Raw genomic sequence first — 23,726 nt, forward strand, 5'->3', positions numbered from 1 at the left:
AATATTCCTATTTCGTTTTTTGGACCCTTGGTCAGACCCGCATGGTCAAACCGCAGTTCGCTCTCGGTCGCTTGCCGAAGGGTGAGACGCGATTGATTATTCCTTATGCTGGATGAAAAGCCCCTTGTTTTTGCAGGGGTGCATACTCAACTTATAAGTGCATAGAATCTCGTATAGTGCGAGTAAGATATTGCGCTGTCCGTTTTGTGTTTAGCAGAGATGTAGTTTGCATAATCCGACATAATCCTCGCTGCATTTAAATAAAGTTGCACGTAAATGGCGTAGATATGTCTGAGCTGGGGTTCTGTACGCTGAGCGGATAAAAACGACCGTTCACCGTTCCGCTATTTTCAAAATGAATAAAATGAGCGATAAAGAGAATATAAACCTTAATAAACTCGCGTATCGCACGGACGCGGGTTATTAATGGGTTGTAGGCCTTTTACAGAAAGGATTCCAGCAATGTCTAAGCCTCTTGGCAAGCCCGATCGTATTGTCGTCGCCCTCGGCGGCAACGCCCTCGGCAACAACCCCGTCGAGCAGATCGAGGCCGTGAGCAACACCGCCCACGCTCTCCTCGGTCTCATCGAGCAGGGCAACGAGATCATCATCACCCACGGCAACGGCCCGCAGGTCGGCATGATCCAGAACGCCTTCGCCGCTGCCCACGATGCCATCGGTACCCCCGAGATGCCGCTGCCCGAGTGCGGCGCCATGTCCCAGGGCTACATTGGTTATCACCTGCAGCAGGGCATTGGCCGCGAGATGCACAAGCGCTATAAGCGTTGGCACGCTGCCACCGTCGTCACCCAGATCGAGTGCGATCCGGACGACCCTGCGTTCAAGAACCCGACCAAGCCGATCGGTCCCTTCTACACCGAGGAGCAGGCCAAGGAGTTCATGGCCGAGGATCCCTCCAAGGTCTTCGTCGAGGATTCCGGCCGCGGCTGGCGTCGCGTCGTCGCCTCCCCCGATCCCAAGAAGATCGTCGAGGCTGACTCCATCCTCAACCTGCTCGACAACGAGTTCATCGTCATCGCCTGCGGTGGCGGCGGCATCCCCGTCGTCCGCGACTACGAGAACAAGGGTTGCTACAAGGGCGTTCCCGCCGTCATCGACAAGGACCTGGGCGGCGAGCTGCTGGCCGAGGACTGCGACGCCGACGTTCTGTTCCTGCTGACCGCCGTCGAGCATGTCGCCATCAACTTCGGCAAGCCCAACCAGGAGGAGCTCGAGGACCTCACCGCCGACGAGGCCGAGCGCCTGGCCGACGAGGGCCAGTTCGGCAAGGGTTCCATGGAGCCCAAGGTCCGCGCTGCCATCAAGTTCGCCCGTTCCCGCAAGGGCCGCACCTGCATCATCGGCGCTCTGGACAAGGCCGCCGAGACCATGGCCGGCCTCTCCGGTACCCGCATCCACGAGTAGTCTCTACTCTGTTGCCTCTCTCGTGGGCGCCAGGCAAAGCGCCCACAAACTAGCCTCTCTTCATGAGCCCCGCAGTCCGCTCCGACTGCGGGGCTTTTGCTATTCACCTAGTCATTGGGGACAGACTTAAATGAGTAGTCCAAAACGGGTGCAGTTTCCTTTGAGGCCCTCAACCGGAAAATGCATCCCGGAAATATGCCGAAAAGTGGCTCTCAGTTTCCCAAGCAGGCCGCTAACGGAAAGCGCATCCCGCTATCGAACTTCAAAGCGGGATGCGCCTTCCGTGCCGGCGGCTCCGGGCAGTCTGGGGCCACTCATTCAAGTCTGTCCCCAATGAGTGCCCAATGACTAGTAGTAGGCCCACATGGCTTCGACTTCGTTGAGGACCTCTACGACGCCCCAGCGGCGGGCGCTGCGGCTGGCCGAGTTGGGGTCGAAGACTTGAATCTGGTCGGCGTCGTCAATACCGTAAAGCACAATGTAGTGGCCCACGTTGGTAAAGGTGCCGGGGCGCACTGCGGCGATGACGGGCGCACCCGAGCGAAGTGCTTGGGTAATCGATTCGCGATCGTTGTGGAGCTCCGTTCCGTTAAGTCCCAGCTGCCACGCACCGCCTGTCATAAACGACCACTCGGTGGCACCGGTGGGGGCGTAGTTGCCGGCTTCGGCCAGTGCGCATATATCGACCGGCGTCTTATCGGTATGGCCGGTCTTAAAGATATAGACCATGGTGAGGCAGGTGGGACCGCAAGCGTTTTCGCGAATAGTGCCACCGGCATAGGGCAGCTCCGACCATGCGGGGTCAATTTGGTAGATGTGGGGCATGGTGCCGGCCTGCCATTGCGAGCGTGGGGTCGAGAACGCAAAGGAGTAACCGGGCGCGACGGGAGCTTTAAGCAGCTTGTCCTCGGCAGTGGGCTCAAGACCGGCTGATCCGTGCGAGATACAGGATCCCAAAAACACAAAGACGAGGCAGGCGGCAATGGAGCAAAGCGCAAGGCGTAGGCGGCGGGCTGGAAGTGCGTGGCTTGTGGTGTGCGACGCGGGGCGAGGGGCGGAATTGCCGCGATTGCGTTGAGGTCGCGAAAAGGAGCGCTTAACGTAGTAGTCGGTCGTACGGCAATCGTAGCGGCGTGGCTGCGATGTGTCGATCTGGCGTTGGCGTGCGCTCGTGCTCACGCGGTCTGACTGCTGCACGGTACGGCTTTGTTGCCGAGAAGAAGCCCCGGGCTGCTCTTGGGGGCGCTGCTGGTTGTCGTTGTCGGAGGTGCTTCTGGGCGTTGGTGTGGTACGGCCGGCAAGGCGCACGCTTTGTGGCCGTTGGTCGCCGTCATTGTATCCGTATGCCATTCGAATCACCTTGCCTCATGTGTAACTTGTCTATCCTACATAAAAAGATGCACGACACATGGGTATGTGCGCCAAAAGCCTGACAAATGGTATGAACGTTGCCGCGCCGCGCGCCAAGCGTCACGGCAACAGGTATTCAAAAGCAGACAAGATGAAAGCGTCCAAGACGAATGACGTCTTCCGCCGTTCGTCCCAAAAACGGCGCCGCTCGTTTTGCAGTTCTGCCTTCGGTCGAGCCACAAGCGGCGCTGCTGTGCCAAGGCCGTATCTTAAAGCCACGAAATAAAAGCGCGCGGCAAAACAGACCGCGCAAGGGGTGACGCCAAAGAGGCGTCAATAAGGAAAGGAGGGGAACAATGGCGGACAAGAACGCAGAAGTTGCAGTCGAAGGTAACGGCGGCATGAAGAAAACGCTTTCGCTCTGGAACTTCTTCACCATCGGTTTCGGTGCCATCATCGGTACTGGTTGGGTCCTGCAGGTCGGCGACTGGATGGTCGTGGGCGGCGGTCCCGTTCCCGCTATGATCGCATTCCTCTTGGGTGCAATCTTCCTCGTGCCCGTCGGAGCTGTTTTCGGTGAGCTCACGGCTGCTATCCCCATCTCGGGCGGCATCGTCGAGTATGTCGATCGTAGCTTTGGCCGTACGATGAGCTACATCACCGGCTGGCTCCTGGCCCTGGGCAACGGCATCCTGTGCCCGTGGGAGGCCATCGCCATCTCGACCCTCGTGTCCGAGATGTTCGGCAGCCTGCCCGGTCTTGAGTGGCTGCGCGCCGTCAAGCTCTACACCATCTTGGGCGCCGACGTTTACTTGTTCCCGACGCTAATCGCGCTCGGCTTTGCAGTCTACGTCATCTTCCTCAACTTCCGCGGTGCCAGCTCGGCCGCCAAGCTCCAGGCCTTCCTGACCAAGGCCCTGCTCTGCGGCATGCTGCTCGCCATGGGCGTCTCGCTGTTCACCGGTTCGCCGGAACACGCCATGCCCGTGTTCTCCCAGGTCACCGGCGCTGGTGGCGGCAAGCCCGCTACCGAGGGCACCAGCCTGTTCGCCGGCATCGTGTCGGTCCTGGTTCTGACCCCGTTCTTCTACGCCGGTTTCGACACCATTCCTCAGCAGGCTGAGGAAGCAGCCGAGGGCCTCAACTGGAACAAGTTCGGCAAGATCATCTCCCTAGCCCTGCTGGCCGCAGGCGGCTTCTACATGGTCTGCATCTACTCGTTCGGCACCATCCTCGACTGGCATGAGTTTGTTAAGAGCCCGGTTCCCGCGCTTGCCTGCCTCAAGGGCATCAACATGCTTCTGTACCTGGCCATGCTCGTCATCGCCACGCTTGGACCCATGGGCCCGATGAACTCCTTCTACGGCGCCACGAGCCGCATCATGCTCGCCATGGGCCGCAAGGGCCAGCTGCCCGAGAAGTTCGCCGAGGTCGATCCCAAGTCCGGCGCTCCCAAGCTCGCCTGCGTCGTCCTGGGCGTCATCACCGTCATCGGTCCGTTCCTGGGCAAGAACATGCTCATTCCTCTGACCAACGTGTCGGCCCTCGCCTTCATCTTCTCCTGCGGCATGGTCGCCCTCGCTTGCCTGCGCATGCGCTTCACCGAGCCCGACCTGCCTCGTCCCTACGAGGTGCCCGGCGGCAAGTTTGGCATCTGCCTCGCTGTCGCTGCCTGCGCCGTCATCATCGGGCTGCTCGTGATTCCGTTCTCTCCCGCCTCCCTCAACATGGTGGAGTGGAGCATCGTGATCGGCTGGCTGGCCATTGGCCTGGCTCTTATGGCCTTTACCAATTCCCGCAAAAAGTAGCGCCTAGCCGGGGCGGATCGGGTGCGCGGGATCCTCTCTTCCGCGCACCGAACCCGGCACCACTTGGGTAGTTTTGTGAGGCCTTAACCCAACACGGCCTCGCCCACTATATGGATCCATAAGGAGGAACCATGTCCACTAAGTATGCAATCGTTGGCGGCAAGCTCATCGACGGTACCGGTGCCGAGCCGGTCGAGAACTCCCTCGTTCTCGTCGACGACAACGGCAAGATCGAGTATGCCGGTGCTATGCAGGACCTTCCCGAGGGCGTTGAGGTTATCGACGCCGCCGGCAAGACCGTCCTTCCCGGCCTGATCGACACCCACCTGCACTTCTCGGGCAACCTGACCGACGATGACACCGATTGGGTCATGCAGCCGCTCCTCGAGAAGCAGGCCGTTGCCGTCAAGCAGGCCTACGACTGCCTCACCCACGGCCTCACCACCGTCTGCGAGATCGGCCGCTTTGGTATCCAGATCCGTGACTGCATCGACAAGGGCGTCTTTAAGGGCCCGCGCGTTCTGGCCACCGGCCTGGGCTTCTGCCGTGTTGCCGGTCACGGTGACTCCCACCACTGCAGCCAGGAGCTCAACAAGGAATCGCATCCCTGGGGCGACCAGGTCGACGGTCCTTGGGATTTGCGCAAGGCCGTCCGTCGTCGCCTGCGCGAGAACCCCGATGCCATCAAGATCTGGGCTACCGGTGGCGGCATCTGGCGCTGGGACTCCGGTCGCGACCAGCACTACTGCTCCGAGGAGATCCAGGCCGTGATCGAAGAGGCCAAGTTGGTCGGCATCCCCGTGTGGAGCCACTGCTACAACAACCACGCCGCTGCCTACGATTCCGTCCGCTTTGGCTGCGAGCAGCTGATTCACGGCTTCGATATCGATGAGCGCACCATGGACCTCATGGCCGAGCAGGGCACCTTCTTCACGCCGACGATCGCCTTCCTGCCCACCTGGTACGCCACCTATCCGCCCGTCTACGTCCCCGAGCTGCACGACAAGTACGAGGGCACCCTGGTCGAGAAGGAGCTGCAGCGCAACTACGACTGCCTGCGCGAGGCCAAGAAGCGCGGCGTCGTCATGACGATCGGCTCCGACTCCTTCTCCTTCGTCACCCCGTACGGCACCTGCTCCATCGAGGAGATGTACGAGTTTGTCGACAAGATCGGCTTCACCCCGGTCGAGACCATCACCTGCGCCACCCTCAACGGTGCCAAGATGTGCCACATCGAGGACGAGACCGGTTCCATCGAGGCCGGCAAGTGCGCCGACCTGCTGGTCGTCAACGGTGACGTCGCCGCCGACATCCACGTGCTCAACACCGACAACATGGACGTCATCATGAAGGACGGCTGGATCGTCGAGGCTGGCACCTTTGGCGAGGCCAACAAATACAGCGCCTAAGATACCGTTTGTCGATGGCTGGATGTAAAACACAGTTTTTGATTGCATAATGCAATGGAGAGGGTCGCTTGCGGCCCTCTTTATTGCTATGGGTGCGGTAGATAAAAGGGGATGACGGTGGATTTAAACAGGCTGATTCTGGTCAAGAGCTACAACTCTACCAAGGTCTTTCGTACGGCCCAGCATGTGGTCCAGGCCATCCTGCTCGGTGTTGTCGTTCCGGCGCTTATCCTGTTGCTTATCTGGGATTTAACCGATAATCCCAATCCCGTTCCGGGCGTTGTCGTTATTGCCGGCCTGGTCATGCTGTGCTTCTTTTTCTCGTATGTCTTTGTGGTCCCCGACGACCTCACATCGAGCGCAACCGACCGTACACTCGCCATCGCATCAAAAATATTCGCCTACACGTCGCGTGGCCTTACGCCCGAAGCTGCCCTGGGCGCCTCCAAAATCATTCTGTCCGAAACTATCGCCTCGGCCATCTGCTTCACCGACGGCAAGCAGGTGTTGGCAAGTTGGGGCGAGGATTCGACAAAGTGTCCCGCCGGCACCCCGGTCGTGCTCGAGACCACGCTCAGTGTGATTGAGACGGGCGAGCAGAGCGTGTTTTCGCGTGACACCTCCAATGAGACGGGTGGCTATTTTCCCCGCCTGCGCGCCGGTATTGTCGCACCGCTTACCGTGCGCGGGCATTGCGTGGGTACGCTCGAGCTGTACTATCCCCGCCTGAGCAGCATCGATATGCGCCAGACGGCGTTAGCCTCGGGCTTTGCCGATCTCATTTCCACGCAGCTCGCCAGCTTTGAGCTCGAGCGCCAGGACGAGCTTACGGCCCGCGTGGAGCTGCGCGCCCTGCAGTCGCAGGTCGACCCGCATTTTCTGTTCAATACCATCAGCACGATCGTGTCGCTCGTGCGAACCGAGCCCGACAAGGCGCGATCGCTGCTGATCGACTTTTCCAATTACTATCGTCAGACGCTTTCTGACTCCGATACGCTCACCACGCTCGAGCATGAGGTGGAACAGGGCACTCGTTATATCAATCTTATGCAGGCCCGGTATGGCGACGGCCGTCTGCGCGTTTCGGTCGACATCGACTTTGAGGTGCGCGACAGCATGGTGCCGCCGTTTATCTTACAGCCGCTGCTCGAAAACTGCATCAAGCATGCGCAGCGCGAGACCGAGCCGCTTTCTATTCGTGTTGGGGCTTTTGAGACCGATGACGGTCTGGAGATCATCGTCGAAGATGACGGCATCGGTATGAGCGAAGAAGTCTGCGCGCACCTGTTTGAGCAGCATCGCCGAGAGGAGCCCGAGAGCATTACCGCCGACGGCTCCATCAAGCGAGGCTGCGGCCTGGCGCTCTTCAACGTGCTTCAGCGCATCCATTTCTTTTACGGGGAAGATTCTGGCATGCGCGTGAAGTCCCAGGAGGGCGTGGGGACGCAGGTCATCGTCGAGCTGAACGGCGAGCCGCATGAGCCGGCGCCGATGAAGGTGTAGCGCGCGGTTGGATTGAGAGAAAAAAGAGGGGAAGCGCATATGTCCGAGGGATGGAACATCTTGGTGGTTGATGACGAGCCTGCTATTAGGGCTGAGCTACGTTATCTGCTGGAAAAGGATGCACGTGTGGGACAGATTGCCGAGGCGGGCAATGTCACCGAGGCCGTGGAGTCGATTCTGTCGAACAAGCCCGACGTGCTGTTTTTGGATATCACGATGCCCGGCCGCTCGGGAATTGAGCTAGCCGAGACCCTGCAAAACCTAAAGACGCCGCCGGTGGTGGTGTTTGTGACGGCGTTTGCAGAGTTCGCGGCCGACGCGTATAACCTCGATGCTGTCGACTATGTCGTCAAGCCGGTCGAGGATGCCCGCCTGTCAAAGGCGCTCGACAAGATCGAAACCGCCCTGGGTGTTCGCCGCGCTGTCCATACCCCGCGCCAGCCCCTTCGCCTGACGGTGGACCGCGGGGGTAAAAAGGTGTTCATCCCCGTGGCGGATGTCTGCTACTTTGAGGCGCGTGCCGATTTTTGCAACGCCGTCTGCGCCGAGGGAACATATCTGATTAATGAGTCGATCTCTTCGCTCGAACGTCGCTTGGGCTCCGAGGGCTTTATCCGCGTCCATCGCAGCTATCTGGTCAATTTGGAAGACGTGCACAATGTTGAGATTGGCTCCACGGGGTTGATGGAGCTCAGGCTCGACCGCGTGAGCTCGACGGTGCCGGTGTCCCGTCGTCGTGCCGCTGAGGTCAAGTCGCACCTGGGACTTGCGTAAGAGGCTTGCGTGCCGTCGTTTACCGCCGTGGGTTTGGCATGACCGTGCGGTGGGCATAATGGGTGGCATCGAATGAAATCGAAAGGATCATTATGCCTGCGCTCATTACGCATCATCTGTTTGGCGAGGAAAGCATCGACCGTCTTCCGCAGGGCGTTATCACGTCCGACGAGGAGCGTATTGCCTTTATCCTGGGCAACCAGGGCCCCGACCCGTTTTTCTTCCACATGCTCACGCCGCGCGTTTCCGATTGCACGTTGCTTGCTCAGGTCATGCACCGCTCGCGTATGTCGCGCCAGTTATCGTGTCTGCGCGACGGCGTGTCGCACCTGCAACCGCGCGATGCCAACCTGGGTCGCGCCTTTGCGCTGGGCCTGCTGTCGCACTATGTGCTCGACCGCAATGCCCACCCCTTTGTCTACGAGCAGCAGTTTGGCATTGTGGACTCCGATCCCGAGCTCGAGGCTTCGGGCAGCCAAGTTCACGCCGTGCTCGAAAGCGACCTGGACGTGCTGATGCTGCAGCTCAAGCGCGATGGGGCAACGGTCGAGGATTATCCGCCGGCGGGCGAGATCGTTACGACCGACCGCATCAATCGTGTTGCCGGCGTGCTGATGAGCTACGTCGCCGGGCGCGTGTACGGTATCGATATCCCGGCGGGGGAGTACGCCGGCGCCGTAGCCGACATGCAGCTGCTCTACCGCACTATCGAGCCGGCCGGTTCGGCCAAGACGCGCGCGATTGCCCTGATCGAGGGCTTGGTGCACGATTATTCGCTGCTCGACGGCCTTGCGCACCGTGTGACGACCGAGCTGCCCGAGCGTACCGGCAACCTGGGCCACTTGGCATGGAAGAACCCCTTTACCGACGAGGTCTCGAACGAGAGTTTCCCCGAGGTCTTTGACCGCGCGCTGGTCGATTACGAGTGCACGGTCGCCCGCTTTATCGAGACCGGCGATATGGAAGCCGTGACCAACCATGTCAATTACAGCGGTCGCGTGCTCGGCGCCGACGAGGAGTTCGACCGCGAGGAGTAGGGCTCGTGCGTGCCCCTTTGCCGAATCCTTACCGGCGCCTCTGGACAATTGGGGTACGATGAACTAACTGCATATCGGGCGAATACGAAGGGGCCCTGTCCATGAAATACACCAAGCTCGAGCGTAACTGGGTTATGTACGATGTGGGCAACTCGGCCCTCGTGCTGCTCAATACCTCGGTGGTGCCCATCTACTTTAATGCCATCAATACCGGTGCTTCCTCGGCAGACCTGGTGGTCGCTTGGGGCAACGCGCAGACGATTGCCTCGCTGGTCATTGCCATGCTCATGCCCATTCTGGGCGCGCTTGCCGATTACGCCGGCAACAAGATCAAGTTCTTCTTGGGCTTCTTCCTCACGGGCCTGGTCCTTTGCCTGGCGCAGGCTATCCCAATGTCCGCCATGGCATTTTTGACCGTGTACGTGCTGTGCACCATCGGCCTTAACTCTTCCATGACGTTCTACGACGCCATGCTGCCCGACATTACCACCGACGAGCGCATGGACGCCGTGTCCAGCTCGGGCTATGCCTGGGGCTACATCGGTTCCACCGTGCCGTTCATCATCTGCCTGGCGCTTATCATGGGTGGCCCCGCTCTTGGCGTCCCCACCATGCTGGCAACGAGTCTGTCGTTTATCATCACCGGTGCCTGGTGGCTCATCTTTACCCTGCCGCTCATTCGCACCTATAAGCAAAAGTACGGTCGCGAGCGCGGTCCCCAGGACACCATCGGCCACATCGTGGGCGGTGTGTTCTCCGAGGTCGGACACACCATGCGCGAGATCGCCCACAACAAGACCGTGCTGGTCTACATGATCGCGTTCTTCTTCTACATCGACGGTGTGCACACGGTCATTTCCATGGCAACCAGCTACGGCTCGGCTTTGGGTATCGATTCGACCCAGCTGGTGCTGGCGCTGCTCGTCACGCAGTTTGTGGCCTTTCCGTCCGCCATCATCTACGGCAAGCTCGCCGGACGCGTGGGCACGCTCAATATGATCTTGGTGGCGGTCGCCGCCTACATGGGCATTGTGCTGTTCGCCGCGTTCTTCCTAAAGACCGCCTTTGAGTTCTGGGTGCTTGCCATTATGGTCGGCCTGTTCCAGGGCGGCGTGCAAGCGCTCAGCCGTAGCTACTTTGGCCGCATTATCCCTAAAGAAAAATCCAACGAGTACTATGGCTTCTTTGACATCTTTGGTCGTTATGCAAGCGTCATGGGCACCTTTCTAGTGTCGGTCGTCACCTCGCTGACCGGCAGCCCGTCGCTGGGCGTCCTTTCCATTGGCGTGCTGCTGGTTGTTGGCTTTATGCTGCTGGTCCGCCTGTCCCGCATGACTCAGGCGGCGGCGTAAGGCAACCGGGCTCAGTACAGCAATTGTGCCTATCTGCAGTACTCTTTTGGAAGTAGCCGCATAAATCATTCTGACTTCCGAGCAATGTTTAGCCCAAGTGGGTATGATGGAATCAGCTAGGTCGCGGGGCGTCGCCTGTGTTTGGCGGCGCCCCGTTTTTGTGTTGCAAGGAGGGTAAAGGTATGAACGCCACGGTTGTGATCCCAACATATTGGGCGGGCGATGATACCCAAGCAAACGCTCCCGGCACCTACGATCACTCGACGTCGCTCAATGCCGCCAACCCGGAACTCGATCGCTGCCTGACTTCACTCGAACAGGTGCGCGACATTCCGCGCATCATTCTCTTGGTGGTCTGTCCGGTTTCTGCCACGGCCGACGTATCCCATCGCGTGCACGAAATCGTTAATGCGCATCCCACACTTAAGGTCACCGTCGTTACCAATACTCAGGCTTCGCGTGTTGCCGACCGCGTGGCACAGATTGCGCCCAAGGGCTCGGGCGAGTGCGTGAGCCTGCGCGGCTACGGTGCCATCCGCAACATGGGCCTTGCCTGCGCGGCGGTGCTGGGGCACGACGCGGTTGTGTTTTTGGATGACGACGAGACCGTCATCGATGCCGACTTTATGAAGCGTGCGACCTATGCGCTGGGCCAGCAGACGCGTCAGAGCCTGCCGATTTTAGTCAAGAGCGGATACTTTTATGATCGCGACGGGTCGCCGCTGGCTCCCACGGACAAAGCGGGCATTTGCCATCGCTGGTGGACCAAGCGTATCGAGTTCAATCGCTGGATGAAAAAGGCGCTCTCGGGCACCCGCATCTCGCGCTCCAATTACGTGTGCGGCGGCCTGATGGCCCTGCACGCCCGCGCCTTTACGCGCGTGGCCTTCGACCCGTTTATCACCCGCGGCGAGGATCTGGACTACCTGTTTAACATGCGCATGTTCGGCTATGACGTGTGGTTCGATAACGAGTGGGCCGTGCGCCACCTGCCGCCCGAGTCCGAGAAGCGCTCGCCGCGCTTTATGCAGGACGTGTACCGTTGGTACTACGAGCGGGCCAAGCTGACGTTCGCTGCACACCAAAAGGAGCTCATTCCGGTTACGGCCGCATCACTCATGCCCTATCCGGGTCCGTGGATTTCGCGCGAGCTTGACGACCGCGTACGCAAGACCGCCATGGTTCGCAGCATGTTTACCCGCGAGCACGAGGGGTATCTGCGCATCTGGCGTCATGGTATTGACGAGGCCAAGACCTATGCCCGCCAAAACGCCGCAAGCTACCTGCGTTTTCAGAGTTTCTGGCCCAAGATTATGGACGAACTTTGGCGCGACGCACAACTGATTAGCATCCTGGAGGGGGCTGAATGATCGACCGCCGCGCCCAGCGCGATAATTCAATTTCAATCTTCCGCATCATCGCCGTTGTCTGCGCCGTTTGCGTGTTGGCGTACTTTATCTTTGCCCTGGCGACTGGCATTGAACCGATTGCTACGGTGATTGCCTGTGCGCTGCTGTGCATCTTCCTGTGCATCTTTATCTTTTTGACGCTCAATCCCGATTCGGTACGCTCCCAGTACACCGAGGAGACGCTCTCGGTTGCCTCGGCCATGCTCGAGGACATTAAGGGCGGTCTGACGCAGGAATCGGCGCTTTTGGTGTGCCGGCGTATCCTGCCCGAGACACGTGCCATGACCGTTGCCATCACCGATGAGGGCAACGTGCTGGCCTGCGCGGGCGAGTTCGAGGAAAAGCTGCTGCCCGATACTCCCATCCACACGCTTGCCACACGCTACGTTATCGAACATGGCATCGTGCAGTCGTTCAACCGTATGGTGGATGTCGTGGGCTCGGACGGCTCGCACAACCAAGTTCCCGCCGGCATTATCGCCCCCATCAAGGTGGGCGATCGTACCGTCGGCACGCTCAAGTTCTACTACAAGACCCCGCGCGCCGTCGACCGTACCCAGTATGCGCTTGCCTCGGGCTTTGCCGAGATCTTGTCCACGCAGCTCGCCATCCACGAGCTCGAGGTGCAAAAGGAACTCACGGCGCGCGCCGAGGTGCGTGCGCTGCAGGCGCAGATTAACCCGCACTTCCTGTTCAACACGCTGAACACCATTGCATCGTTTACGCGCACCGACCCGCTGCGGGCCCGCGAACTGCTTCGTGAGTTCTCATCGTTCTATCGTGCTACACTCGACAACTCGGGATCGCTTATTCCGGTCTCGCGCGAGGTCGCACAGACCAAGCGCTACCTTACCTTTGAGAAGGCCCGCTTTGGCGAGGACCGCGTGCTTGCGACGTTCGATGTGTCCGAGGACGTGGAAGATACGCTGGTGCCGGCGTTCGTGATCCAGCCGATTGTCGAGAACGCCGTACGTCATGGTATGGGCGATGACGACGCCCTGAGGATCGACGTGACCGTTCACCAAGACGGCGAGGATGCAATCTTGATTGCCGTGGCCGATAATGGCGTGGGCATGGATGAGGGTACCGCCGCCAGACTGTTTGACGAGCGCTCTGCCCGTCCCGACGCCAGCTCTCCCCAGGGTGGCGGCGCCGGTGTGGCCATGCACAATATTTCGGAGCGCATCCATCGCTTTTATGGGCCGCACTCCTATACGCGTGTCGAATCGGCGCCGGGCAAGGGCACCAAAGTGCTCCTTCATCTTGATTTGTCAGAGAGCATCTTTGACATTCAAGAGTAAAATAAAAGGCTACGGGCTCAACGTCATGCGACGGATGCCCGGCGTAGTTAGTTGACGAAAGGTTTTATCCCTATGCTGCGTGCGATGATTGTGGATGATGAGGCGCCGGCTCGCTCGGAGCTTCGCTTCCTGCTCGAGCAAACGGGCAAGATCGGCACGATCACGGAGGCGTCGAGCGTCCGCTCCGCCATCGAGATGCTTATGGAAAGTCGCGTGGATGTCGTGTTTCTCGATATCTCGATGCCCGGTGCCTCGGGCCTGCAACTTGCCGAGGCGCTGCATAAGCTCAAAAATCCGCCGGCGATCGTGTTTGTGACTGCGTATAGCGACCATGCGGTCGAGGCATTCGACGTGGATGCCGTCGATTATCTGATGAAGCCGGTCGAGGAAGCTCGCTTGGATCGCGCGATCGAGAAGGTCATGCAACGCGCCAAGCCGGTTACGGACAGCAAGGTGACCATCGAGCGTATCCCGGTGGAAAAGGGTGGCCGCAAGGTGCTCATTCCCGTGGACGACATTCGCTTTATCATGGCCAAGGACGATTACTCCTGCATCTATACCGTCGATGATCGCTTTTTGTCGACGACCTCGCTGGCGCAGTTTGAGGCCAAGCTCTGCGACTTTGGCTTCTTCCGTGTTCACCGCCGCTATATCGTCAACTTGGCGTGCGTTACGGACGTCGAGACGGTGCCCTCGGGCGCCATCCAGCTGGGCATTACGGGCGTCGACGAACGCGTGCCGGTTTCGCGCCGCCGCGTCGTGCCGCTCAAGAAGGCCCTGAGTCTCTAGCACACTGGCCCCGCAGCCCTGTAGACCCATCGTCTGCGGAGCCGTGGGGCCTTTTTTGTATGTATCTGCCGAATCGTTTTTTGCGGAAGGGATCCCATGAACAGTGCAAGCGCCAAGCGCATCGACATCATCTCGGACACCCACGGCTATTTATCGCCTGCGCTCCTGGACGAGCTTGAGGGCGCAGACCTGATCATCCACGCCGGCGACCTTACGTCAGAGATGGACTACGAGCACCTATGCACCATCGCCCCCGTGCGGGCCGTACTGGGCAACAACGATTACTACCGCGACTACGGCCCCGATGTGGATCGCCTGGCGCTCTTTACCTACGAAGGCCTCAAATTCGCCGTAGCCCACTACCGCGAAGACCTTCCGGTGGGATCCGTGGACGTAGCCATCAACGGCCACACCCACGTAACCAAAGAAGCCCAAGTGGGCCGCTGCCTAGTCCTCAACCCGGGCAGCGCCAGCTACCCCAGAGGCAGCCGAGGCCCCACCATGGCCAGAATGCTCGTCAAAGACGGCAAGATACTGACCACTAAGTTTATTGACTTGGACTAACCGCAACAAAAACGGGGGATGCACAACGCATCTCCCGTTTTTCTTTGAGCCAAAGTCAGAAGTCCAACCAGAACAATCAGACCAACCCCGCCGGGAAGCACGCGGGCTAGCCGCGCAGCGGCGCACGCCCGCAAAACTGGTTGAATAATGTGACGGCAGGGAGGGTCTCCGGGGCTGGGGGCGGGGGTTAAGTTTGTCGCGAGTTCCGCACGCAAAGGAAAGCACTTAATGTGCTTTCCGTCTTGCGCAGGACTGTAGAGCAGCAAACTTAACCCCCGCCCCCAGCCCCGGAGACCCTCCCGGATGGCCCCAAAAATTTTTTCAAAAAAGTTGTTGCGCGCCGGACAGACTTCTGTGTATACTAATCCCCGCAGCGCACGCGAGCGGAAACAAACGCGAACGCCTGCCTGGGGAGTTAGCTCAGTTTGGTTAGAGCGCCGGCCTGTCACGTCGGAGGTCGCGGGTTCGAGCCCCGTACTTCCCGCCAACGCAATTAAAGCCACGTCTTCGGACGTGGCTTTTTGCGTTTGATGCACTTTGTTTCGATAGAACGATCGCCCTGGCGCATCTTCGCCCAGAATCCCCGCCCCTTCGGGAACGCAAGTAAAATCTAATAAGCATATCTGTCTAAACAACAGCTTTGTTGCGCAACACCTGTTCAACGAGACAGGGGGTTAGGTTATACTAAATTGCACTGTAGGCCGCATCTGATGCATTTCGCTCCAAGCGCGGCACTCAGTGGATATCCGATTTACCATTTGGATGTCCTAGCGGTCATTTAGCGTCTCGACACAAGCTCGGCCCCGGAGCTCGTTCGAGCTGTTCGTATTCCTTGAAAGGGGAAAAATGGACATATCGAGGAAGACTGATTACGCCCTTCGTATGCTGGCGATGCTTGCCGAGGATCCGGAGCGTTTGCTTTCTGTTCGCACCGCTGCCGAAGAGGTCAATGTTCCGTATTCGTTTGCCCGCTCGATTCAGCACGGTTTGGTCCAGGCCGGTATTGTGGAGAGCCTGCGTGGCGTCCACGGTGGCATGCGTCTCAAGGTCAGTCCGGACGACGTCACCATTCGTCAGGTCGTCGAGGCCGTTCAGGGCCCTATGGTTATGAATGATTGCACCGCACCCGATGGCGACTGTGCGCGCATGGGCACGTGCTGCTATCATCCCCTGTGGGCCGGAGCTCAAGCGTTGATGCGCGACTACCTCGATTCCGTTTCGCTCGGCGACATCGTCGCTCACCGCCAGTTCCCGGCCGTCGATCCCAAGTTCGCCGACCGCGAAGCGTTTCCCGAGTACGCCACCTGTGCGTATACATGCCGGGAGGAATAGCGCCGCATAAGGAGCATAGATATGATTCAGGACCCCTTTCGTTCGATGATTCGTTCGGAAGGGGTCCTGCGTTATCGCGACCTTCCGTGGCGCCGCACGCGCGATCCGTACATCATTTGGCTTTCTGAGGTCATGTTGCAGCAAACACAGGTGCCACGCGTGGAGACGCGTATGCCGGCGTGGCTCGATCGCTTTCCGACCGTGCAGGCGCTTGCCCAAGCCGCGCCTTCCGATGTTTTGGACGCTTGGCAGGGCATGGGCTACAACCGACGCGCTCTGGCGCTCCACAAGGCCGCTCAGCGCGTTGTGGAGGACTGGGACGGTGAGTTTCCGCGTGAGACGCGTGACTTGGTCGCTCTGCCTGGTATTGGCCCGGCAACGGCGCAAGGTATCCGGTCGTTTGCGTTTGACCTTCCAGGCGTGTATCTGGAGACCAACGTGCGCACGGTCTTTCTGCATCACTTCTTTCCCGATGTACCGGCTGTTCCCGACCGCGAGCTGGTGCCGCTGATTCAGGCGGCCTGTCCGGCGGCCCCCGGTGCGGCGACCGACGAGATCGCTCCCTTTGCCGTGCCGCTCGATGATGCCGACACGCCGCGCGCGTGGTATTACGCGTTGCTGGATTACGGCGCATATCTAAAAAAGACGTTGCCCAATCCGTCCAGGCGCTCGGCGGGCTATAGCCGTCAATCAAAGTTTGAGGGCTCGCGTCGCCAAAAGCGCGCCCACATTGTGCGCATGCTGCTGGCGGCGCGCGATGGGCAGCCTGCGGGCATTACGGTTGATGAAGCTGTTACAGGCGTTAACGATATGGAAGCGGCGGCTGGGCGCGGGCCGGTCGAGCGCGAGCTTGTCGCGGGCATTCTGGCCGACCTGGAGCGTGAGGGCTTTTGCCGAGCCGAGGGCGATCGCTGGCTGAGCATTTAGCCCGTGGAAATCTGAAGAACAGGATTGTAAGGTTTAGATTTCCGACATGAGGGCATCCTAAAGACGAGGCCGCTCGAAGCCTACGGGCGGCATGCGTTGAAGGGAAGTACACCTATGGATTTTGAGAATTCCCAAACCAAGAAGAACCTCGAGACCGCTTTTGCCGGTGAGTCCCAGGCACACACCAAGTATCGCTATTATGCATCCAAGGCCAAGAAGGACGGCTACGTTCAGATCTCGAACATCTTTGCCGAGACCGCAGGCAACGAGTCCGAGCACGCCAAACTGTGGTTTAAGTATCTGCACGACGGCGCCGTTCCGGGCACTCTGGACAACCTGCGCGACGCCGCCGCGGGCGAGAACTACGAGTGGACCACGATGTATGACGAGTTTGCCAAGACCGCCGAGGAGGAGGGCTTTGTCGAGATCGCCGAGAAGTTCCGTGGTGTCGCCGCCGTCGAGAAGGCCCACGAGGAGCGCTACAACAAACTCGTCGAGCGCATCGAGTCGGGCGAGGTGTTTGAGCGCGAGGGCGTGAAGGTGTGGAAGTGCCTGAACTGCGGGCACCTGCACGTTGGTGCCGAGGCGCCCGAGGTGTGCCCGGTGTGTAACCACCCGAAGGCGTACTTTGAGGAGCGGGTGGTGAACTACTAGCGCGTGATGCTAGTTGCGGGGCGCGGGGCGGGGAGATACCTTTCCCTCTCGCTCACGGCTTCGCAGAGTCGCGCGAGGGAAAGGCATCTCTCCGCCCCGCGCCCCGGCGTTGGGTCGTCGCGTGCTCGTTACTGAAAAGCTGATTAGTAGTTTGTGTGCCGCCCCTTTTGGGGCGGCACGTTTTTGTATGGGGAGTGGTTGGGACGGCACCGTTCATGGGTGGGGTACACTGGGTAGCGACTTTTAGTTTATCTACTACCTGATGGGGTGTTTTTGTATGGGCAAGAAGTCTCGGGCTCGGGTGGCTGCGGTGGGGACTCGCAAGGATCCTGGTCGTCGGGCTCCTGGGGGTAAAAAGGCCGATCGTGCCGAGAAGGACAGGAAGGTCGGCGCGCATGCCCATCCTGAGTGGGCGCCGCATCTGAATTCTGCTAGTGAGGATTTGACCGCCAAGCTGTTTACGATGGTCGAGGTCATCTTGGGCGTGGTGCCTGTGGTGGTCATTGGCCTGTTCCTGGCCTCTAAGGATGCCGCGAGCGTGGATAAGCTCACCGATGTTTTTTCTCAGGACCCCTCGATGGTGGTTACGTTTATCTCTGCGTGCCTGCAGCCGTTTGTGGCGTACATGCTGTACATGATTTATCGCAAATACTGCGAGGGCGATGCGGGCTTTGCCGCCGGAAACCTGATTGGCCTCTTGTGCTCCGAGATTTTGCTGCTCAATATTCCCGGCGTCATCGGCATGGGTATCTTGTTGTGGCGTGTTTGGCGCAACGTTGCCCCGCACTTTGAGAGCTGGCTATTTGAGCGCCGTGCAATGGGTGTGCTGGCAGACATCGCGGGCTCGCTCGTGATCCTAGTCCTGGCGTTTATGTGTGCCACCGCAGCTCGAGGTCTCGCGGGCATGTAATCTGCTTTCACCAGCTGCGGAGCGCGGGGCAACTGCTGGCTTTACCGCTCCGGGCGTCAGACCCGCGGCGCATCCCTTTCCCTCTCGCTCACGGCTTCGCAGGGTCGCGCGAGGCAAAGGCATACGCCGCGGGTCTGACGGCGCGAGCTTGCCAGCGAGTTTTGGCTAATAGATTGGTTTGTGTGCCGCCCCTTTTGGGGCGGCACGTTTTTGTGTGGGGTCCCTGTCTTCACAATTTTCGTCAAGTTTTTGGTTAGATTTTGGTCAGTTGGCGTAAGAGTGGAAGGCCAAAAGATTGCTGGCGAAAAAAGCTCAGAGAAAGTGCTGGTAGGGGAGTTGTTGGGCTTTTCGACGGCTTTTGAGCAAAAGAAACTTTGTGGCTATTGCCGGCGATTGCGTTGTCGCGGTCATGGCGGTGCGGGATGCTGGTCGTAAGCATCGAATGCTCCGATTTTGGAGGCCAGCATGGATCTGTTTCTTGAGACTCCGCAGCAACAAGCTGAGCGCATGCTGCGTCAGCAGCAACGACTCATGGAGATGCAAATGCAAGGGGCGGCAGCCCAGCCCTTTGCGCAAAATGTCGTGCCCGCTGCTGTACCTGCAGCTGTGCCCGGGTGTGACTCGGCGCCAGAGGCCTATTCCGTACAGCAGGATTCATATGCGCAGGAGCTCGCGTTCGATAAACGTCGTGCGCGTCACCGTCTCTGGGCCCAGCGCCTGCGTACGCTGGCGATGATCGTGCTGATCCCGATGGGGCTCGCGACAATCTTCTTGGCCTCATATGCCCTCACGTGCATCCTCAACGGCGCCTCGCCCAATGAGGTACTTCAGCACTTGGCAGCTCTTGGTCAGCGCTTGGGGGATGTCGCAGCAACCATCCGCGCCAGCTGGGAGAGCTAGCGGACCAGCACCCATAGCGCAAAGGTAACTTGTCTGCGCTCGATTGGACATGAACTGCGTTTGACAGGGTAAGATTGATCGCGGCTTTGATTGGTGCTCGATTGGGTTTGTTGGGCGGAGTTTATGTCTGCTATTGATATTGTGCTTGTTGTGATCGCCTTGGTGGCGGTGGGGGTTGCTGTGGCTTGCGCCCTCCAGCTCAAGAGCCTGCGTGCCGAGTTGTGGGAGCGTGGCGACAGTAGCGCGGAAACGCTGGCAGCGCTCGAGCAGGCCAACAGCACGCTCGACACCCTGAACGTCGCGTTGGCCGAAACCCGCCGCACGGCCAATGCTATCGCGCAGCAGCAGACGACCGACGCCGCCGTAGAGCAGCAGCGCTACCTGACCATTGCGCGCGAGTTCTCGCAGGCGGGTGACCGTATGGATGACCTGCGCCGCGAGACGGCCCAACAGCTTGGCGCCAACCGCGAAGGCATCGAGCACCGCCTGGACAAGGTGCGCGAGACGGTCGATGCCCAGTTGGGCGCCATCCGCAAAGACAACAACGTGCAGCTCGATCAGATGCGTGCGACGGTGGACGAGAAGCTCTCCCGTACGCTCAACGATCGCCTGTCGGCATCGTTTAAGCAGGTGAGCGACCAGCTCGAGGCCGTGTACAAGGGCCTGGGCGACATGCAGTCTATCGCCACCGGCGTGGGCGACCTTAAGCGCGTGCTGGGCAACGTCAAAGCGCGTGGCATTTTGGGCGAGGTGCAGCTGGGCGCGATCCTGGCGGACATCCTCACGCCCGACCAGTATCTGGAAAACGTCGCCACCAAGCCCGGCGCCTCGGAACGCGTTGAGTTTGCCGTCAAGCTGCCGGTGGACGAGGGCGATCCCGTGCTGTTGCCGATTGACTCCAAGTTTCCGGGCGACGCGTACGAGCACCTGCTCGACGCGCAGGAGTCGGGCGACGCGGAGGCCGTTGCCGCTGCGCGCAAGGCGCTCGATATGATGGTGAAGCGCGAGGCAAAGGACATCTGCGAAAAGTACCTGAGCGTACCCGCGACCACCAACTTTGGCATTATGTTCGTGCCGTTTGAGGGCCTGTATGCCGAGGTCGTCAGTCGCCCCGGGCTTATCGAGACCCTGGGCCGCGACTATCACGTCAACGTTGCCGGCCCCAGCACCATGGCCGCCATTCTCAACAGCCTGCAGATGAGCTACCAGACGTTTAGGCTGCAAAAACGTACCGACGACGTACTGCGCGTGCTCTCCGCCGTCAAGGCCGAGCTGCCGCGTTATCAGGCGGCGCTGCGCCGCGCCCAGCAGCAGATCGAGACCGCGGGCAAAACGGTCGAGGGCATCATTACCACGCGCACCAACGTCATGGAGCGCAAACTCAAGGACATCGACGCGCTGGAAGACGCCAAGGAGGCCGACGAGGTCTTGGGGCTCACGTCCGCGGGCCTGCTCGCAGACCAAGAAGACGAGGACTAGCGGCACTTGACGGCGGGGCGCCTGCGCAGGCGCAGGGCGCGGGTGCTTTTCGCATCGCACTTGCCTAAAGCGCACTTTAATGTGCAACAATGGCCTTTCGCCCTATCAGACGCGAAAGGAAGCCCATGTCTCAGAGAAGCACCAGCCCGCTCAGCCGCTCCACCGTGCGCCGCACGCTGCAGCGGTTTTGGGATATCACGCGCACGCAGCCGCTGATTGTCTTTCTCTCGGTGCTCTCGTCGGCGGGCTACATCTTTTTGCTGACGTTTGCCAATACCTATGTGATGGCCCTCATTGTCGACCGCATTCAAGCCGGTCCCGTGGCGGGTGACCAGGTGTTTGAGGTCTTCGGCCCCTATATCCTGGCGCTCGTGCTCGTTAACCTGGTGGGTCAAATCCTCTCCAAGCTGCAGGACTACACCGTCTACAAGCTCGAGATTGCGGGCAACTATCACCTGGCGCGTCTGTGCTTCGACACGCTCTCCAACCAATCCATGACATTCCACACCAGCCGCTTTGGCGGATCGCTCGTCAGCCAAACAAGCCGTTTTATGAGCGGCTACACGGGTCTGGTGGACGTGACGGTGTATTCGCTCATCCCCACTATCACCTCGGTCATTTGCACGGTGGCGGCGCTCGCTCCGGTGGTGCCCACATTTACCGTGATCCTGGTGTGCATCATGGCCGTCTACATTGCGTTTGTCTGGCTTATGTACAAACGTATCATGCCACTTTCGGCTGCGACGTCTGCTGCACAAAACAAGCTCTCGGGTGTCCTGTCTGACGCGGTCACGAACATCCTGGCCGTCAAGACCTGCGGGCGCGAGGACTTTGAGCGCGACCTGTTCGATACCGCCGATCGCGCCGCGCGCGACGCCGAGACGGTCTCGATGCACGCCATGATGCAGCGAAACTTTACGACCTCGGGCCTTATCGTCATCACCATGGCCGTGGTGAGTGTGTTCGTGGCGGGCGGCAATGCGTGGTTTGGCATCTCGGCCGGCTCGCTCGTCATGATCTTTACCTACACCTATAACCTCACCATGCGCCTGAACTACGTAAGCTCCATGATGCAGCGCATCAACCGCGCTTTGGGCGATGCGGCCGAGATGACGCGCGTGCTGGACGAGCCACGCTTGGTGACAGACGACCCGGATGCCCCCGAGCTCAAGGTGAGCGAGGGCGCGATTGATTTTGAGCACCTGAGCTTTGCGTACCGTGACGCTGCGGCGGGCGAGAACGTGTTCGATGACCTGACACTTCATGTGGCGGCGGGCCAGCGCGTGGGCCTGGTGGGCAAATCGGGCTCGGGTAAGACGACGCTCACCAAGCTGCTGCTGCGCCTGGACGATGTTCAGGGCGGCCGCGTGCTCGTGGACGGTCAGGATGTCTCGCGCTGCACGCAGCAAAGCCTGCGCCGCCAGGTTGCCTACGTGCCGCAGGAGGCGCTGCTGTTCCACCGCTCCATTCGCGAAAACATTGTCTACGGTCGTCCCAACGCCACTGATGAGCAGATTCGCGAGGCCGCGCGCCTGGCCAATGCCCTGGAGTTTATCGACCGATTGCCCCGTGGCTTTGACACCATGGTGGGTGAGCGCGGCGTCAAGCTCTCGGGCGGCCAGCGTCAGCGCGTGGCTATCGCCCGCGCCATCCTAACCGACGCGCCGATTCTAGTGCTCGACGAGGCGACCTCTGCCCTCGATAGCGAGTCCGAGGCGCTGGTGCAGGAGGCGCTCGAAAACCTGATGCGTGGACGTACCTCCATTGTGGTGGCGCACCGCCTGTCCACCGTGGCCTCGCTCGACCGCATCGTGGTGCTGGCGGACGGCGAGATTGTCGAGGACGGCACGCATGCGCAGCTTGTCGAGGCGGGTGGCGAGTACGCGAGCCTGTGGGGCCGCCAGACCGGCGCATTCTTGGAGGCGTAAGCGTCTCGGACGTGGGACAATTGTGCCCATAAGTTTATTGTGCCGTTGAGCCGAGGAGTCGTTATGCCACGCGAGACCAATGCCGCCAAGCGCGAGCGCGCCATCGAGGTGTGTGAGCGCCTCAACCGTCGCTATGGCCCGGTCGAGTGCTTTTTGGACCACGAGAATCCCTTCCGCCTGCTGATCGCGGTGCTGCTCTCGGCACAAACGACCGATGCGCAGGTCAACAAGGTGACGCCGCGGCTGTTTGCCCAGTGGCCCACGCCCGAGGCCATGGCCGGGGCGAGCGTAGCTGACGTGGCGGACACCATCAGGTCACTCGGCTTCTACAAGAGCAAAGCCAAGCATGCCGTCGAGGCCGCGCAGATGATCGTCGCCGACTATGGCGGCGAGGTGCCGGCCGACATGAAGGAACTCGTGAAGCTGCCGGGCGTGGGACGTAAGACGGCGAACATCGTGCTCAACGTGGGGTATGGCATCGTAGAGGGCATTGCGGTGGACACGCACGTCAACCGCATTGCGCACCGCCTGATGCTGAGTCCCAAGACGCATGCCAAGGAACCGCTCAAGACCGAGCAGGATCTGCTCAAGATTTTGCCGCACGAGTATTGGGAGTCGGTCAACCATCAGTGGATCACCTTTGGCCGCGAGATCTGCGACGCCCGCAAACCCAAGTGTGACGAGTGTCCGCTGGCAGATTTGTGCCCCAGCGTGCGCGTAGCGGGGTAGGGCGGAACGCATCTCCGTCTGGCGTTTTTTGCGGGGCTGGGTTTGCCCTTGAGCCGGAGTCCGCCCCATGCGTTACCATGACAATCAATAGTTTTGATGTACGACCCGCCGAGCCTGCCCCGGCGGGCTTTTGGCGTTGCGATGCC

The 23,726-nt window shown here is 60.0% G+C and carries 20 protein-coding genes and 1 tRNA gene; 20 read left to right on the forward strand and 1 reads right to left on the reverse strand.

Annotation, left to right across the window (positions count from 1 at the left end):
* Positions 1–462 precede the first annotated feature (462 nt).
* Positions 463–1,425 (forward strand): carbamate kinase, encoded by a 963-nt coding sequence (gene arcC / locus DWW12_RS04155; protein ID WP_006235166.1) that lies wholly within the window; start codon positions 463–465, stop codon positions 1,423–1,425.
* Between the two features lie 348 nt (positions 1,426–1,773).
* Here arcC and DWW12_RS10010 read toward each other — a convergent pair whose 3' ends face one another.
* Positions 1,774–2,775, reverse strand: a complete 1,002-nt coding sequence (locus tag DWW12_RS10010; RefSeq protein ID WP_233544226.1) for a C39 family peptidase — start codon at positions 2,773–2,775, stop codon at positions 1,774–1,776.
* Positions 2,776–3,131: 356 nt separating this feature from the next.
* On the opposite strand from DWW12_RS10010, the gene DWW12_RS04165 reads away from it, so the two are divergent.
* The 19 genes from DWW12_RS04165 (at position 3,132) to nth (ending at position 23,580) form a co-directional block, all read left to right on the forward strand.
* Positions 3,132–4,583 carry an APC family permease gene (locus DWW12_RS04165; protein WP_117855126.1) on the forward strand — a complete coding sequence of 484 codons (1,452 nt, stop codon included), beginning with the start codon at positions 3,132–3,134 and terminating at the stop codon, positions 4,581–4,583.
* Positions 4,584–4,714: 131 nt separating this feature from the next.
* The gene (locus tag DWW12_RS04170) at positions 4,715–5,992 is read left to right on the forward strand and encodes an amidohydrolase family protein (RefSeq protein WP_117648122.1); all 1,278 of its coding nucleotides are present in this window, start codon (positions 4,715–4,717) and stop codon (positions 5,990–5,992) included.
* A gap of 117 nt (positions 5,993–6,109) precedes the next feature.
* Positions 6,110–7,495: a histidine kinase gene (locus DWW12_RS04175; protein ID WP_233539957.1), complete on the forward strand. Its 1,386-nt coding sequence runs from the start codon at positions 6,110–6,112 to the stop codon at positions 7,493–7,495.
* A 39-nt stretch (positions 7,496–7,534) separates the two neighbouring features.
* Positions 7,535–8,269, forward strand: a complete 735-nt coding sequence (locus tag DWW12_RS04180; RefSeq protein ID WP_117855128.1) for a LytTR family DNA-binding domain-containing protein — start codon at positions 7,535–7,537, stop codon at positions 8,267–8,269.
* Between the two features lie 92 nt (positions 8,270–8,361).
* On the forward strand, positions 8,362–9,306 hold the full coding sequence (locus DWW12_RS04185; protein ID WP_117806053.1) for a zinc dependent phospholipase C family protein: 945 nt from the start codon (positions 8,362–8,364) through the stop codon (positions 9,304–9,306).
* Between the two features lie 101 nt (positions 9,307–9,407).
* Positions 9,408–10,658, forward strand: a complete 1,251-nt coding sequence (locus DWW12_RS04190; RefSeq protein ID WP_117855130.1) for an MFS transporter — start codon at positions 9,408–9,410, stop codon at positions 10,656–10,658.
* A 182-nt stretch (positions 10,659–10,840) separates the two neighbouring features.
* The gene (locus DWW12_RS04195) at positions 10,841–12,028 is read left to right on the forward strand and encodes a glycosyltransferase (protein WP_117855132.1); all 1,188 of its coding nucleotides are present in this window, start codon (positions 10,841–10,843) and stop codon (positions 12,026–12,028) included.
* Positions 12,025–13,368, forward strand: a complete 1,344-nt coding sequence (locus DWW12_RS04200; RefSeq protein WP_117855133.1) for a histidine kinase — start codon at positions 12,025–12,027, stop codon at positions 13,366–13,368. Before DWW12_RS04195 ends, DWW12_RS04200 begins: the two co-directional genes overlap by 4 nt.
* 72 nt (positions 13,369–13,440) lie before the next feature.
* A complete protein-coding gene (locus DWW12_RS04205; protein ID WP_006235156.1) occupies positions 13,441–14,157 on the forward strand; it encodes a LytTR family DNA-binding domain-containing protein in 717 nt (238 codons plus the stop codon).
* Between the two features lie 96 nt (positions 14,158–14,253).
* Positions 14,254–14,721, forward strand: coding sequence for a YfcE family phosphodiesterase (locus DWW12_RS04210; protein ID WP_117640999.1), 468 nt, complete (start codon positions 14,254–14,256; stop codon positions 14,719–14,721).
* A gap of 409 nt (positions 14,722–15,130) precedes the next feature.
* Positions 15,131–15,208: transfer RNA gene (locus DWW12_RS04215), tRNA-Asp, on the forward strand.
* A gap of 359 nt (positions 15,209–15,567) precedes the next feature.
* Positions 15,568–16,053, forward strand: a complete 486-nt coding sequence (locus DWW12_RS04220) for an Rrf2 family transcriptional regulator (protein ID WP_117564951.1) — start codon at positions 15,568–15,570, stop codon at positions 16,051–16,053.
* Between the two features lie 21 nt (positions 16,054–16,074).
* Complete coding sequence (locus tag DWW12_RS04225) at positions 16,075–16,980, forward strand: adenine glycosylase (RefSeq protein ID WP_117855135.1); 906 nt, start codon at positions 16,075–16,077, stop codon at positions 16,978–16,980.
* 114 nt (positions 16,981–17,094) lie between these two features.
* The gene (rbr, locus tag DWW12_RS04230; RefSeq protein ID WP_117855137.1) at positions 17,095–17,634 is read left to right on the forward strand and encodes a rubrerythrin; all 540 of its coding nucleotides are present in this window, start codon (positions 17,095–17,097) and stop codon (positions 17,632–17,634) included.
* A 310-nt stretch (positions 17,635–17,944) separates the two neighbouring features.
* Positions 17,945–18,544: a hypothetical protein gene (locus tag DWW12_RS04235; RefSeq protein ID WP_199570677.1), complete on the forward strand. Its 600-nt coding sequence runs from the start codon at positions 17,945–17,947 to the stop codon at positions 18,542–18,544.
* A gap of 465 nt (positions 18,545–19,009) precedes the next feature.
* Positions 19,010–19,444, forward strand: a complete 435-nt coding sequence (locus tag DWW12_RS04240) for a hypothetical protein (RefSeq protein ID WP_117583865.1) — start codon at positions 19,010–19,012, stop codon at positions 19,442–19,444.
* Between the two features lie 123 nt (positions 19,445–19,567).
* Positions 19,568–20,923 carry a DNA recombination protein RmuC gene (locus tag DWW12_RS04245; RefSeq protein ID WP_117855140.1) on the forward strand — a complete coding sequence of 452 codons (1,356 nt, stop codon included), beginning with the start codon at positions 19,568–19,570 and terminating at the stop codon, positions 20,921–20,923.
* A gap of 125 nt (positions 20,924–21,048) precedes the next feature.
* Positions 21,049–22,851 (forward strand): ABC transporter ATP-binding protein, encoded by a 1,803-nt coding sequence (locus DWW12_RS04250; RefSeq protein ID WP_117855142.1) that lies wholly within the window; start codon positions 21,049–21,051, stop codon positions 22,849–22,851.
* Between the two features lie 63 nt (positions 22,852–22,914).
* On the forward strand, positions 22,915–23,580 hold the full coding sequence (gene nth / locus DWW12_RS04255) for an endonuclease III (protein WP_117839838.1): 666 nt from the start codon (positions 22,915–22,917) through the stop codon (positions 23,578–23,580).
* Positions 23,581–23,726 lie beyond the last annotated feature (146 nt).

This window comes from Collinsella sp. AF14-35, assembly GCF_003464565.1.
In the GTDB taxonomy this organism is placed as follows: Bacteria; Actinomycetota; Coriobacteriia; order Coriobacteriales; family Coriobacteriaceae; genus Collinsella.

Bases quoted from the DNA above. Each gene is read 5' to 3' on its own strand.
- arcC (WP_006235166.1), top strand. From the start codon at position 463: ATGTCTAAGCCTCTTGGCAAGCCCGATCGTATTGTCGTCGCCCTCGGC.
- DWW12_RS10010 (WP_233544226.1), bottom strand. From the start codon at position 2,775: ATGGCATACGGATACAATGACGGCGACCAACGGCCACAAAGCGTGCGC.
- DWW12_RS04165 (WP_117855126.1), top strand. From the start codon at position 3,132: ATGGCGGACAAGAACGCAGAAGTTGCAGTCGAAGGTAACGGCGGCATG.
- DWW12_RS04170 (WP_117648122.1), top strand. From the start codon at position 4,715: ATGTCCACTAAGTATGCAATCGTTGGCGGCAAGCTCATCGACGGTACC.
- DWW12_RS04180 (WP_117855128.1), top strand. From the start codon at position 7,535: ATGTCCGAGGGATGGAACATCTTGGTGGTTGATGACGAGCCTGCTATT.
- DWW12_RS04185 (WP_117806053.1), top strand. From the start codon at position 8,362: ATGCCTGCGCTCATTACGCATCATCTGTTTGGCGAGGAAAGCATCGAC.
- DWW12_RS04190 (WP_117855130.1), top strand. From the start codon at position 9,408: ATGAAATACACCAAGCTCGAGCGTAACTGGGTTATGTACGATGTGGGC.
- DWW12_RS04195 (WP_117855132.1), top strand. From the start codon at position 10,841: ATGAACGCCACGGTTGTGATCCCAACATATTGGGCGGGCGATGATACC.
- DWW12_RS04200 (WP_117855133.1), top strand. From the start codon at position 12,025: ATGATCGACCGCCGCGCCCAGCGCGATAATTCAATTTCAATCTTCCGC.
- DWW12_RS04205 (WP_006235156.1), top strand. From the start codon at position 13,441: ATGCTGCGTGCGATGATTGTGGATGATGAGGCGCCGGCTCGCTCGGAG.
- DWW12_RS04210 (WP_117640999.1), top strand. From the start codon at position 14,254: ATGAACAGTGCAAGCGCCAAGCGCATCGACATCATCTCGGACACCCAC.
- DWW12_RS04220 (WP_117564951.1), top strand. From the start codon at position 15,568: ATGGACATATCGAGGAAGACTGATTACGCCCTTCGTATGCTGGCGATG.
- DWW12_RS04225 (WP_117855135.1), top strand. From the start codon at position 16,075: ATGATTCAGGACCCCTTTCGTTCGATGATTCGTTCGGAAGGGGTCCTG.
- rbr (WP_117855137.1), top strand. From the start codon at position 17,095: ATGGATTTTGAGAATTCCCAAACCAAGAAGAACCTCGAGACCGCTTTT.
- DWW12_RS04240 (WP_117583865.1), top strand. From the start codon at position 19,010: ATGGATCTGTTTCTTGAGACTCCGCAGCAACAAGCTGAGCGCATGCTG.
- DWW12_RS04245 (WP_117855140.1), top strand. From the start codon at position 19,568: ATGTCTGCTATTGATATTGTGCTTGTTGTGATCGCCTTGGTGGCGGTG.
- DWW12_RS04250 (WP_117855142.1), top strand. From the start codon at position 21,049: ATGTCTCAGAGAAGCACCAGCCCGCTCAGCCGCTCCACCGTGCGCCGC.
- nth (WP_117839838.1), top strand. From the start codon at position 22,915: ATGCCACGCGAGACCAATGCCGCCAAGCGCGAGCGCGCCATCGAGGTG.